At 45.1% G+C, this 13,555-nt stretch carries 9 protein-coding genes and 1 riboswitch; all 9 genes read left to right on the top strand.

Going from position 1 to position 13,555, the window contains the following annotated elements:
• Positions 1–30 precede the first annotated feature (30 nt).
• The 9 genes from PCH02S_RS22585 to PCH02S_RS22545 all read left to right on the top strand — a co-directional run bounded on the left by PCH02S_RS22585 (position 31) and on the right by PCH02S_RS22545 (position 13,354).
• Positions 31–1,278, top strand: a complete 1,248-nt coding sequence (locus PCH02S_RS22585; protein ID WP_127456299.1) for a serine hydroxymethyltransferase — start codon at positions 31–33, stop codon at positions 1,276–1,278.
• Positions 1,279–1,355: 77 nt separating this feature from the next.
• A complete protein-coding gene (locus tag PCH02S_RS22580) occupies positions 1,356–1,874 on the top strand; it encodes an NUDIX domain-containing protein (RefSeq protein ID WP_164819695.1) in 519 nt (172 codons plus the stop codon).
• Positions 1,875–1,913: 39 nt separating this feature from the next.
• Positions 1,914–2,116, top strand: a riboswitch (cobalamin riboswitch).
• Between the two features lie 322 nt (positions 2,117–2,438).
• Positions 2,439–4,082, top strand: coding sequence for an S-layer homology domain-containing protein (locus PCH02S_RS22575; RefSeq protein ID WP_127456296.1), 1,644 nt, complete (start codon positions 2,439–2,441; stop codon positions 4,080–4,082).
• A gap of 13 nt (positions 4,083–4,095) precedes the next feature.
• Positions 4,096–5,016, top strand: coding sequence for a DUF4430 domain-containing protein (locus tag PCH02S_RS22570; protein WP_127456294.1), 921 nt, complete (start codon positions 4,096–4,098; stop codon positions 5,014–5,016).
• Entirely contained in the window at positions 5,013–5,903 is an 891-nt protein-coding gene (locus PCH02S_RS22565) for an energy-coupling factor transporter transmembrane component T (protein ID WP_127456292.1), read from the top strand. The genes PCH02S_RS22570 and PCH02S_RS22565 overlap by 4 nt, the downstream gene beginning before the upstream one ends.
• Complete coding sequence (locus tag PCH02S_RS22560) at positions 5,876–8,353, top strand: ECF transporter S component (RefSeq protein ID WP_127456290.1); 2,478 nt, start codon at positions 5,876–5,878, stop codon at positions 8,351–8,353. Before PCH02S_RS22565 ends, PCH02S_RS22560 begins: the two co-directional genes overlap by 28 nt.
• A 10-nt stretch (positions 8,354–8,363) precedes the next feature.
• Positions 8,364–9,269: a LysR family transcriptional regulator gene (locus PCH02S_RS22555; RefSeq protein ID WP_127456288.1), complete on the top strand. Its 906-nt coding sequence runs from the start codon at positions 8,364–8,366 to the stop codon at positions 9,267–9,269.
• Positions 9,270–9,407: 138 nt separating this feature from the next.
• On the top strand, positions 9,408–11,696 hold the full coding sequence (gene metE, locus PCH02S_RS22550) for a 5-methyltetrahydropteroyltriglutamate--homocysteine S-methyltransferase (protein WP_127456431.1): 2,289 nt from the start codon (positions 9,408–9,410) through the stop codon (positions 11,694–11,696).
• A 173-nt stretch (positions 11,697–11,869) separates the two neighbouring features.
• Positions 11,870–13,354 carry a putative glycoside hydrolase gene (locus PCH02S_RS22545; protein ID WP_127456286.1) on the top strand — a complete coding sequence of 495 codons (1,485 nt, stop codon included), beginning with the start codon at positions 11,870–11,872 and terminating at the stop codon, positions 13,352–13,354.
• Positions 13,355–13,555 lie beyond the last annotated feature (201 nt).

The following is a 13,555-nucleotide window of genomic DNA, read 5'->3' as shown; positions in this document are numbered from 1 at the left end:
TAACAAAACGATGCTAAGGAGCAATAGACTGTGGAACAATTACGTAAACAAGACCCCAAAATTGTTGAGGCAATGAATTTGGAGATTGGCCGTCAACGTGACAAAATTGAGTTGATCGCTTCTGAAAACTTCGTCAGCGAAGCTGTTCTGCAAGCAATGGGAACGGTTTTGACGAATAAATACGCAGAAGGCTATCCGGGAAAACGTTACTACGGCGGATGCGAGCATGTCGATATCGTTGAGGATATCGCGCGTGATCGTGCGAAAGAATTATTTGGCGCAGAGCATGCCAATGTGCAGCCGCACTCCGGCGCGCAAGCCAATTTGGCGGTATATTTAGCTGCTCTGAACCCGGGAGATACCGTTCTGGGTATGAACTTGGCGCATGGCGGTCACTTAACACATGGAAGTCATGTTAATGCCTCAGGTATTTTGTATAACTTTATTCCTTATGGTGTCAGAGAAAGCGACGGGCTTATTGATTACAATGAAGTTCGCAAATTGGCATTCAAGCATAAGCCTCGCATGATTGTAGCTGGTGCCAGCGCATATGCTCGCATTATTGATTTTGAAGCATTAGGTGCAATTGCAAATGACGTGGGAGCTTTGTTCTTTGTGGACATGGCACATATTGCCGGGTTAGTTGCCGCAGGGTTGCATCCTAGCCCTGTACCGCACGCTCATTTTGTAACTACAACTACGCATAAAACTCTTCGGGGACCCCGCGGCGGTATGATTCTTTGCCGCAAGCCTTGGGCTGCAGCGATTGATAAAGCAGTATTTCCCGGAACGCAAGGCGGGCCATTGATGCATATCATCGCCGCTAAAGCCGTTGCTTTTGGCGAAGCGCTTCAACAAGATTTTAAAACGTACGCTCAAAATGTTGTTCTTAACGCCAAAACGTTATCAGAAGAGCTTTTGGCTGAAGGTGTCAATCTTGTATCCGGAGGCACAGATAACCATCTGATGCTGATCGACTTGCGTAGTCTGGGTATCACCGGTAAAGAGGCGGAACATTTGCTGGATGAAGTAGGCGTAACGGTAAACAAAAACGCGATTCCTTTCGACCCTGCGAAACCGATGGTTACAAGCGGAGTCCGCATCGGCACTCCAGCAGTTACCGCCCGTGGCATGGATCAAGAAGCTATGAAAACAATTGCCAAAATTGTGGCGTTAACGTTGAAAAATCCTACGGACGAAGCTGTGCATAACCAAGTACGGGGAATGGTCAGTGATCTGACAGAGCAATTCCCATTATATCCAGGGTTGAGCTACTAAATTTGCATCTGGACCAAGTATTTGATCTTTGGATCAAGTACTTTTTTTATTACAAGAAAAATAAAGTTGGTGGCATAGTGAAGTATGAATTTCCAGGTGCTTTACAGAATCAAAAGATTATTTTATCCAGGGAATGTCTCATTGAGGAAGCTAATTGTGTCCTGATTTGTGCATTCTATCAAGGTAAACTGATTCTTGTTCGACATAACAGCCGGGGGTGGGAGTTGCCAGGAGGGAAGAGAGAGAAGGGGGAGCCCGTTCTTCAAACGGTTCGAAGAGAGATGCAGGAAGAGGCTGGAGGAGAGCTGGATGCGATCGAGAGAATTGGGCAATATCTGATTTTTGAAAATGACCAGCTAGTATTTGTGAAAAATATTTATATTTCCACGGTCCTTGTTCTTGGAGCGCTCCCGAGCGGATTTGAGACCGATGGTATCATGCTGGTAGACACGATTCCGAAGCAAGTTGAGATTACGAATGATGAAACATTTAGTCCTTATATGAAGGATAATGTCTATATGATTGTATCCCAATGGATTAAGGATCATCGGTTTATTAGAGATAGTTTCAAGCTAACAGTAAATGAAAGTAAGTAGACAAAACAGTAGAAAGAAGATACCATTAGTTCATAATTTAATAATGTTCTAGATAAAGGTGCAAGTATTCCCTTCGGGTGCTTGCTTAAAAGGGAAGCTCGGTACGAAGCCGACGCGGTCCCAACCACTGTAATTACTGAGCGACTCTTCATAAAATGCCACTGTCTTACATACTAGATTGGGAAGGCGAAGAGAAGCAATGACGTATAAGCCAGGAGACCTGCCTTTGTTCATGGTGTTTCTAATTCTTTGGGGGTGAGAAGAGGGAACCAAAATTATGCGTTAGCATAATTTTATTTGAGATTGTGTATTTTTGCGCGCAATGATTTGAAGTTAGGCCACCCTGAAGAGGGTGGCTTTTTTGCGTTGCTAATTAAATCAGTAAGAGAGAAGGGGAATGTTACTATATAACTCATAGTCATGTAAAGAAGTCGGTTTTTGCACTATTGATGTCTTTTATGCTTTTATTTTCATCTTTAGGTGTACACAGGCATGTATGGAGAAGGAGCAGAACAATTTCTGCTCCTTCTCCAATATTTGATTTGAAATATTGGAGGGAGAGCAATGAGAATGATGAAGAAGCTTTCAGTTCTACTTCTTATTTTTTGTATTTATTTAAGCAGTTCGATTCAAGCTTTTGCAGCAGATCAAGCCGAGATTTCTCAGGTTGTTACGAACACAGCATCCTATCTGACGAAGACCGTTTCAGAGCCGCAGGTAGGATCTATAGGTGGAGAATGGGCAGTTATAGGGCTGGCTCGTTCTGGATATTCAGTCCCACAGAGCTATTATGACGATTATTACAAAGTTGTAGAAAAGTATGTCAAGGAGCTTGGCGGCGTTTTGCATGACAAGAAATACACGGAGTATTCGAGAGTGATTCTGGCTTTGAGCGCTATTGGCAAAGATCCCTCTAATGTAGCAGGTTATAACCTGTTAGAGCCTTTAGGGGATTTCGACAAAACGAACTGGCAGGGCATTAACGGTCCGATTTTCGCTCTGATTGCCTTAGATTCAGGCCGATATGAGATACCTGTGAACAAAAACGCGAAGACTCAAGCGACTAGAGAGATGTATATCGACGAAATCTTGACAAGGCAGTTGGCAGACGGGGGATTTGCTTTATCCGGTAACACAGCTGACCCTGATGTGACGGGTATGGCATTGCAAGCTCTTGCCAAATATCAAAGTAGGGAAAAGGTAAAAGCAGCAACGGATAAGGCCGTTGAAGCCCTATCCAACATGCAGAATAACTCGGGGGGGTATGCGACCTGGGGAACAGAGAATGTGGAAAGCGCAGCGCAAGTTCTCATGGCTTTATGTGAGCTTGGCATCCGTCCAGATGATCGCAGATTTACTAAAAATGGTCATAACCTTGTCGAAAATCTGTTAAGTTATTATCGAGAAGGACAGGGATTTATGCATACAGCTGACGGCAGCGGTGAAAATCTGATGTCTACGGAGCAGGCTTTTTATACGCTGGTTAACGTACAAAGAGTAGGTGCAGGGAAAACTAGTCTTTACAACATGGCAGATGTCAAAAAGGGCTCCCAGACGAATCCGGGCAACGAAACCAAGACACCGGAAACCGAAGGATTGCCGAATAAAAATAAAGATGTTAAGCCGAGCGTTATCACGAATGCAGGTAGAACTTTTACGGATATTCAAGGACATGTCAATCAGAAATCCATAGAAGCGATGGCTGCCAGAAATATCCTTAACGGCATATCGGACACCCAATTTGCACCGGATCGAACGATGACAAGGGCTGAATTTGCAGCCATTGTAACCAGAAGTCTGGGCCTGACACCGAAGGCAGCGTTTGTTTTCAAAGATGTCACTGCAGATAGCTGGTATGCACCCTATGTAGGCACAGCTTACACCTATGACCTCATCCAAGGAACTTCAGAGGATACATTTACACCTGAACAAACCATTACCCGTCAGGAAGCTGCTGTGATGGTTGCCCGTGCGGCCAAACTTTGCGGCTTGGATACGAATGTACAGGACATCGAAATCCGAGATATGCTTGCTCAGTTTACGGATTACACGAAAACGGCCGAATGGGCAAGAGCAAGTCTAGCATTATCTTATCGTGAACATATTTTGTCCCAAGACATGATAGAGATACAACCTGAAGCGGCTGTAACGCGCAGTGAAGTATCAGATATGCTATATCAACTATTAATGATATCTAAACTTTTGTGAAACAGGTGATCCTATGAAAATAACGAAAACGAAACTCGTTTCGGGCATCGTTATCGTGGTTGCGCTCGTAGCCAGTTACCTGTTTATGGGACCGCAACCGAATACCCCAGCGAAATTGCCTGCACCAACGACGGAAGCGGCTGGGCAGCAAGTTGAAGGGAAGAGTCAAGCTGCCCGGCAGCAGCCTGATTCTTCTAAAGCTGAACCCTCAGCCGTGCAGCCATCAACGGAACAGCCTGTAAGTACGGTTAAACCGCCCGAAGCAGCTCCTACGCAAACGCCGGAACCAACGAAGGCAGTACCTGCTAAAGAATCCGATAAAGACTCTCCAAAGGAAACGCCTACGCCTGTTGCCACTCAACCTGCTGAAAGCCAACCTACTGCCAGCCAACCTGCCGTCAAGCAAGAGATTGATCCTAAGACAGGTAAAGATAAATACTTAACGGAGCCAGTTCCGTCCGGGAAGCCGCTGCCTGTTGAACCTCAGAACATCAAAATTTCTGACAAGGCCATGACGGCTACCCTATCCGTTACTTGTTTGACCATTTTAGATAACATGAAGCTGCTGGATAAGGAAAAGGTAGAACTGGTGCCCAAGGATGGAATCATCCTTCCAGCCACTAAAGTAACCTTTTACGAAGGCGAATCTGTGTTTAACGTTCTGCAAAGGGAAATGAAAAAGCATAAAATTCATATGGAGTTCGTGAATACCCCCATCTACAATTCCGCCTATATCGAAGGAATCAACAATCTCTACGAATTTGATGTCGGAGAACTCTCGGGCTGGATGTTTAAAGTTAACGGCTGGTTTCCCAATTATGGAAGCAGCCGGTATCAGTTGAAAGATGGCGACGTGATTGAATGGGTCTATACGTGTGACTTAGGACGTGACGTTGGCGACACTTATAATGCTATGGGAGCAACCAAACAATGAAAGATGCGTTCTCAAGCTATCATCCTCTTGTTAATTTTCTTTATTTTGTTATGGTCATTGCGTGTTCGATGTTTTTTCTGCATCCGGCATGCTTGATCATCTCTTTGTTTTTTTCATTCGCTTACTCGATCTACTTGAACGGGAAAAAGGCGATTCGATTTAATTTTCTGGTTATGCTGCCCATGTTAATCATAACGGCACTCATCAATCCTGCATTTAATCACGAAGGCGTAACGATCCTAACGTATTTGGAGAACGGGAATCCGCTCACTTTGGAATCCATTACGTTTGGTGTGGCTTCGGCTGCGATGCTGATAACGGTCATCTGTTGGTTCTCTTGTTACAACGCGGTTATGACCTCCGATAAGTTCATTTATTTATTCGGGAAACTGATCCCGGCAATGTCGCTCATTTTTTCGATGGTGCTGCGCTTTGTTCCGACATTCAAGGCCCAATTCCAAAGGGTATCGGATTCACAAAAATGTGTGGGCAGAGACATTTCGAATGGCGGCGTGATTACACGGATCAGACATGGCATTCGAATCATGTCCATTATGATAACCTGGGTGCTAGAGAATGCCATCGAAACGTCGGATTCCATGAGAAGCCGCGGATACGGGCTGAAGGGAAGAACAGCCTATTCCAATTACACGTTTGACCGACGTGATCAATGGGCTCTTGCTGCTTTAACGCTAGTAGGAGGTTATGTCTTGATAAGCTCGTTATACGGAGCGATGTATTTCCGATATTATCCGTCGATGAAAGGGCATGGACTTTCCGCTTTTACGATTAGTGCATTAGGTTCTTATGTTGTTATGTGTGCAATTCCTTTAATTATGAATGTATGGGAGGATAGGAAGTGGAAGCTTTTGCAATCGAAAATTTAACATTTTCTTATCCTGGTAGCGATAAACTGGCACTCGACAACATCTCTTTACAAATAAAACAAGGCGAATTCATTACCTTATGTGGAAAATCAGGGTGCGGTAAATCGACACTGCTGCGCCATTTTAAAACTATGCTAACGCCTCATGGCCAAAGGAGCGGCAAGGTTCGCTTTGAAGGTGCCGACCTTGGTGCGGTCGATACAAGAACGCAGTCATCCCAGATCGGTTATGTATTTCAGTCGCCAGACAATCAGATTGTGACCGATAAAGTTTGGCATGAGCTGGCCTTCGGGCTGGAAAGCTTAGGATATCGTACGCCAGCCATCAGGCTGAAGGTTGCTGAGATCGCTAACTTTTTCGGGATGCAAACCTGGTTTCATAAGTCCGTCTCAGAGCTCTCGGGTGGGCAAAAGCAGCTCTTAAACTTGGCCTCTGTGATGGTCATGCAGCCTTCGGTTTTAATTTTGGATGAACCAACGAGCCAACTTGATCCGATCGCTTCTTCAGATTTTCTGAATACACTGGTGAAAGTTAATAGAGAATTAGGAACAACAATCATTATTTCCGAGCATCGCTTGGAAGAGCTTCTGCCGGTTTCCGACAAGGTAGCCATTTTGGATCACGGTAAAGTCATTACCTATGATTCACCCCGAAATGTGGGTAAATTGCTTAAAGAAACGAAGGATGCGATGTTCTTCGCCATGCCTGCGCCAATGAGAATTTATTCTCACATCCCTAATGATCTGGAGTGCCCGATTACGGTTCGGGAAGGCCGGAAGTGGCTGGACGACCTAGTTCAGACTTCGCATGTCATGACAACTACACCGGAAAAGACGCAAGCGAATCAAAAGGGCAAGGTTGCCGTTGAGTTAAAGGAAACGTGGTTTAAGTACGAGAAAACAGCCCCAGATATTGTGAAAGGCTTGTCTATATCCGTTCACTCCGGTGAAATATATGCCATTCTAGGAGGGAACGGCGCTGGCAAAACGACCGCTTTATCTCTGATAGCAGGCTTAAAAAAGCCATATCGGGGAGAGGTTAAACTTGGTGGCAAAAAAATTCAAGATCTATCCGATCATGAGAAATACGGCGGTTTGCTCGGGGTGCTGCCGCAAAATCCGCAAATCCTTTTTGTAAGTAAAACCGTGGAAGCGGATCTTCGCGAGATGTTCATCGGAAGAGATGTCAACAAAGAGGTTGTGCAAGAAAAAATAGAGCAAGTAACTGAGCTATGTGAGCTTGGCGCTCTATTACGAAGCCATCCGTATGACTTGTCCGGAGGTGAACAGCAGAGAGCCGCACTAGCGAAGATCTTGCTGCTTGAGCCTGAAATCCTGTTGTTGGATGAGCCTACGAAAGGGCTGGACAACCATTTTAAACTGAAGTTGGGCGAGATTCTTCATAGTCTCAAGCTTGCAGGAACGGCCATCATTATGGTCAGTCACGATGTGGAGTTTTGTGCATCCTATGCGGATACCTGTGCAATGTTTTTCGACGGCAAGATTGTGTCAGAAGGCACACCGCAGCAGTTTTTTACAGGCAATAGCTTCTATACAACGGCAGCAAGCCGCATGTCCAGGCATCTGATTCCCGGTGCGGTTACAACGGAAGATGTGATCAGGGCTCTTGGTGGAACCGTGCCGGAGCGGGATTTTCGTATCCGAAAGTTGCCAGAATCACGGCTTACAAAAAAAGAAGCAGACTTCCCAAAAAGTGATGTAATGGATCAAACACCTATTGATAAAAGGAAGTTATCTCAACGAACCATCATCGCATCCTTTATGATTTTGCTGATTATACCGTTAACCATATGGTTTGGTATTTATTATTTGAATGATCGAAAGTACTATTTTATCAGCTTGCTCGTGATCCTTGAAACCATGCTGCCTTTCGTGATGCTGTTTGAATCCAGGAAACCCCAAGCGAGAGAGTTGATCGTGATAGCGGTATTATGTGCAATAGCGGTAGCTGGGAGAGCCGCGTTTTTTATGGTTCCCCAGTTTAAACCGGTTGTTGCGATGGTGATTATCTCGGGCGTATGTTTAGGCGCAGAAGCGGGATTTCTTGTTGGCGTGGTTACCGGGTTTGTTTCCAACTTTTTCTTCGGGCAAGGACCTTGGACACCATGGCAAATGTTTGCTTTCGGCATCATCGGCTTTCTGGCCGGCCTGCTATTCAAGAAAGGTATACTAAGGAGAAATAAAGCAGCCTTATGCATCTTTGGAGGGCTCACGACTTTCTTCATCTATGGCGGTCTTCTCAACCCTGCCTCCGTGCTGATGTCCCCTGTACAGCCAACCAAAGAAATGTTCCTGTTAGCCTATCTGCAAGGAATCCCCTTTGATCTTATACATGCCGTTTCTACAGTGATTTTCTTGTATTTTATTGCGAAACCTATGCTTTCCAAGCTTGATCGAATAAAGTTGAAATATGGTCTAATTGATTCCTAGGGGGATAGCGATGACAACTTTGCAGCAATTGAAATATGTAATTGAGGTAGCGAACCGCAGATCGATTAATGAAGCGGCTAAAAGGTTGTTTATTACGCAGCCTAGCCTATCGAATGCGATCAAGGATTTGGAAGAAGAAATACAAATCTCCATATTTGAAAGATCCAATAAAGGAATAACACTTTCCAAAGAAGGTGTTGAATTTCTGAGTTACGCGCGGCAAGTCGTCGAGCAGGCTGAATTATTGGAAAGCCGGTACCTGAATGCGAAGCCTTCACCGCAGCATTTCTCAGTCTCCACGCAGCATTATGCGTTTGCGGTCAATGCCTTTGTCAGTCTGATCCAGGAATTCGGTTTAGATGAATATGAATTTGCGCTGCGTGAAACCAAAACGCATGAAATTATCGAAGACGTCCAAACGCTGCGAAGCGAAATCGGTATTTTATACTTGAATGAATTTAATGAAAAAGTCATAAACAAGATGCTGAAATCCGCCAATTTGCAATTTAACAGTTTATTTAAAGCGAAACCGCATGTGTTTATCAGCGTTAAAAATCCATTGGCCAGTCAGTCGATTGTCACCATCGAACAGCTCGAGGAATATCCTTACCTCTCCTTTGATCAAGGTGAGTATAATTCTTTTCATTTCTCAGAGGAAATTCTGAGTACGATCTCCCATAAGAAAAGCATACGGGTAACGGATCGCGCTACGCTCTTTAATTTGTTAATAGGACTCAATGGCTATACGATTTCAACCGGTGTTTTGAACGCGGATTTGAACGGTAACGAGATTATTCCTGTCCCTTTGGATTGTGAGGAAACCATCCATGTGGGCTGGATATCCCATAAAAATACGATGTTAACGAAGCTAGGCGCAGCTTATGTTGAAGCGCTAAAGCAGGCAATTTCCAAGTAAACGACATGCAATTCCAAGCACTTTCTGCACGTGATCATTATAGCCCAAAACTATAGCTGGATATATGTTATTCGAATTACTTTATATCTGCGAATTTGTGATAATTTTTATATAACAAATTGAAGAGGGGTTTTAATGATGGCGAAAAGCAGTGTATTGGGATACCCGCGTATCGGTGTAGATCGCGAATGGAAGAAAGCTTTGGAAGCGTTCTGGGCAGGAAAAATCGAAGAAACAGAATTTCAAGCTAAACTGCAAGAAATTCGTTTGACTCATTTGCGTAAACAACAAGAAAAGGGCATCGATTTCATTCCGGTTAATGATTTCAGTTATTATGATCATATCCTGGATACAGCCGCTATGTTCGGAATTATTCCGAAACGTTTCTCTTATGAGGGTGGCCCTGTACCGTTATCGGTTTATTATGGCGTAGCTCGTGGAACGAAGGGTGCGGCAGCAAGTGAAATGACGAAGTGGTTTAACACGAACTATCACTATATCGTCCCTGAATTGGCGGATGCTTCCCCTGTACTTACTGAAAACAAACCTCTTACAGCGTATAGAGAAGCTAAAGAGAAGCTTGGTATCGAAGGGAAACCGGTGATTGTTGGACCATTAACTTTCCTCAAGCTTTCTAAAGGATACAGCGCATCGGAGACGGATGCATGGCTGGAGCGCTTAGTTCCGCTTTATGTCCAAGTCCTTCAAGAGCTTGCCGAAGAAGGCGTGCAATGGGTACAGATCGATGAGCCCATTCTTGTAACCAAATTAAGCCAGGAAGACCTACAGCGTTTGTCGAGTATCTATGAAACGATTACTGCAGCCGTTCCAAGCCTTAACATCATGTTGCAAACCTATTTTGAATCGGTAGAGCACTATAACGACATTGTAAAATTACCGGTCAAAGGGATCGGACTTGATTTCGTGCATGGATATACTGGCAATCTGATCGCCATTAAAGCGCTAGGGTTCCCAGCGGACAAGGTGTTAGGCGCAGGTGTCATTGACGGACGCGGTATTTGGAAAGCGTCGCTTCGCGAGAAGCTGGAGCTGCTTAATGAGCTAACGGAATTCGTATCCGCTGATCGCCTAATTGTCCAGTCCTCCTGCAGCTTGCTTCATGTTCCGGTAACGACAGAACGCGAGACGAAACTCACAACAGAATTGAGAAACGCTCTGGCATTTGCCGATGAGAAGCTCGGAGAGCTTGTTCTTTTAACAAAAGCATTAGCTTCCGACACCGAAGGCATTATAGATGAACTAGTCAAAAGCGATGCAGCCATTCAAGCCTTGCAGCAATCGGAGGAACGCAACCGCGTCAACATTCAGCAAGCCGTCGCAGCGCTAAGCACCCAACAACCGGAGCGCTCCCATCCATTTGCCGAGCGCCATCAAGCTCAACAAGCAAAGTGGCAGCTGCCTATTTTTCCGACAACGACGATCGGCAGCTTTCCACAATCGGCAGAAGTGCGCAAAGCGCGTCAATCATGGCGTAAAGGCGAGTGGAATAACGAGCAGTATGCGCAGTATATCCGCGATCAAATCGACACTTGGATCGACCTGCAGGAAGAGATCGGGTTGGATGTTCTCGTACACGGCGAGTTTGAGCGTACCGATATGGTCGAGTTCTTTGGTGAGAAGCTGGCTGGTTTTGCCTTCACACAGAACGGTTGGGTGCAGTCCTATGGTTCACGCTGCGTGAAGCCGCCGGTTATTTTCGGAGATGTGGCGTTCAAGGGTGAGATGACGGTTGAAGAAACGAAGTATGCCCAGTCCAAAACTTCACGTCCTGTAAAAGGGATGCTGACAGGACCGATTACCATCATGAACTGGTCATTCGTTCGCGACGATATTCCGCGTGAGCAAATTGCTTATCAATTAGCTTATGCGCTTAGACAAGAAGTGGAGGCTCTTGAGCAAGCAGGCATTGGCATGATTCAGGTGGATGAGCCCGCTGTTCGCGAAGGTCTGCCGCTGAAAGAAGAAGAGCAAGCCGGTTACCTTGCTTGGGCAGTCAAAGCTTTCCGCATTACCACATGCACCGTACAAGAAACAACACAAATCCATACCCATATGTGTTATTGCGAGTTCCATGACATGATTGACTCCATTGAAGCGATGGATGCCGATGTTATCTCCATTGAGACATCCCGCAGCCATGGCGAGCTGATTCATAGTTTTGAGCTAAATACCTACAAGTTAGGTATCGGGTTAGGGGTATACGATATCCACAGTCCTCGTGTTCCTAGTGTAGAAGAAATGACAGGAATGATTGATCGAGCACTACGCGTATTGGATGCCCGGTTGTTCTGGATTAATCCGGATTGTGGCCTGAAAACACGCGGACTCGAAGAGACCGTTGCTTCCCTGCGCAACATGGTTGAAGCAACGAAGATTGCTCGTGAGAACCATGCTGCAACGGTGTAACGCACAACAACCGATTCAAACATAGAGATTGCATTGAAAGAGCAGATCTGCGATGGCAGCTGCTCTTTTTTTTGCGAGAGAGGGCCAAGTGCAGCATAGTTTTGCCGTTTCCCGAATACTTCAAGTATGAGCATTGAATTACAGAACATGCTTTGAAATAGGGGGAGAGCAAGGTGAAGAAACAAGTTCTAATTTGCTTGATGTTAGGTTTAGCTCTCATGTTGTCGGCTTGTCAGTCGTCCCAAGACGCTATGACCACAACGAATCCATCGGAGCAGCCATCAGTAACGACGCCAGGGCCTACGCCGTCACCCACGCTCGCATCAACAGTAATGCCAACATCGACACCTGCATCGCCATCTGACGCTCCACTTGCGGTATCGCCAACTCCGGCGGCAACGCAAGCACCCGGTTTTGTTCCTCCATTTCATTTCGAATATCCAGATGCCGTACGTGGAATTTATGTGACAGGCTGGTCAGCTGGCGGGGAGCGTATGTCCAAACTTCTTTCACTCGTTGATAACACGGATTTGAATGCAATGGTCATCGATATGAAGGATGATGATGGCTATATCACTTTTAAACCTGATGGCAAGCTTGCGGAATTTGGTCAACCTTACATCAAGGACCCCAAAGCACTTCTGAAGACACTCGAGGAGCATAAAATCTACCCGATCGCTAGAATCGTCGTTTTTAAAGATACGGTTATGGCAAAAAAACGGTCTGATCTTTCTTTTATAGATGGCAGCAGCATTTGGCGTAATTCGAACGGTGACAGTTTTATCAACCCATTCCTGAAAGAAACGTGGGATCATAATGTTGAAGTAGCAAAATTAGCGGCTGAACTTGGATTTAAAGAGATCCAATTTGATTATGTTCGCTTCCCGGAAGGTTTTGAAAGCAGGGACAATGTCCTCAAATATACCATGGGCGATTACAAGGATAAAAAACCAACGAAGTTCGTACAGGAGGAAAAAGACTACGCCGAGGCTTCCAAGAAGTACCAAGAGGATCTGGCTTCCTTGGAGTTGAAGTTAGCAGATGCCTCCAATGCCTACAATGTTGAGAAAAGCGAAGCAAATAAAAAGGTCATGGACGATGCTCAAAAGAACGTGTCTGATCTTAAAAAAGGAGCGCCTCGAGTGCCGGACTTTAGCGATAAGGCACGTATGACGCAGCTTCGTGTTGATGCAGTCAGCGACTTTGTTGCTTATGCCAAAGATCAGCTTAAACCATATGGCGTAGATGTTTCTGTGGACATATTCGGGTACTCAGCGACATTGCCTGAGGCTCCGGGGATCGGCCAGAACTTTAATCGCATTGCCAGCTCGGTAGATGTCATATCTTCCATGATTTATCCAAGCCATTGGTCTAACGGTTATTTCGGTATTTCGAGACCTGATAAAGAACCATATAATCTCGTGGCTGAGTACATGAAAGCCGAAAAAGCGAAGTTTGCCCAGCTTCAGTCTCCACCCCAGTCACGGCCGTGGATTCAAGATTTTACGGCAAGCTGGTTAGGGGCAGGCAATTATATCAAATACGGCAAGGCTGAGGTAGATGCACAAATTAAAGCATTACACGATGCAGGCGTTCAGGAGTATCTCATCTGGAATGCAAACAATAACTATTCAGAAGGTGTGACCTATATTCCGTAAAAAAGCCGCGGCTGTCTTGGACATTATTTCGATGTCCTCGGCGGCTTTTTTTATTGCGAAAAAAGTGCTTGTGTTACCTAAACATCCATGGTATATTATGAAACCTGTCTTGCAAGAAGTGAGATGCAGACTTCTGAATAGCTACTAGAAATTAATAAAAAAAACACTTGCAATTGAAAATCTTACATGGTATATTACTTT

The organism is Paenibacillus chondroitinus NBRC 15376, from assembly GCF_004000765.1.
Taxonomy (GTDB): domain Bacteria; phylum Bacillota; class Bacilli; order Paenibacillales; family NBRC-103111; genus Paenibacillus_E; species Paenibacillus_E chondroitinus.
This window is presented reverse-complemented; position numbering and strand designations above follow the sequence as displayed.

What these genes read in the sequence shown, in the direction of transcription:
- PCH02S_RS22555 (WP_127456288.1), top strand. Translation starts at nt 8,364, where the DNA reads ATGACAACTTTGCAGCAATTGAAATATGTAATTGAGGTAGCGAACCGC.
- PCH02S_RS22570 (WP_127456294.1), top strand. Translation starts at nt 4,096, where the DNA reads ATGAAAATAACGAAAACGAAACTCGTTTCGGGCATCGTTATCGTGGTT.
- PCH02S_RS22575 (WP_127456296.1), top strand. Translation starts at nt 2,439, where the DNA reads ATGAGAATGATGAAGAAGCTTTCAGTTCTACTTCTTATTTTTTGTATT.
- PCH02S_RS22565 (WP_127456292.1), top strand. Translation starts at nt 5,013, where the DNA reads ATGAAAGATGCGTTCTCAAGCTATCATCCTCTTGTTAATTTTCTTTAT.
- metE (WP_127456431.1), top strand. Translation starts at nt 9,408, where the DNA reads ATGGCGAAAAGCAGTGTATTGGGATACCCGCGTATCGGTGTAGATCGC.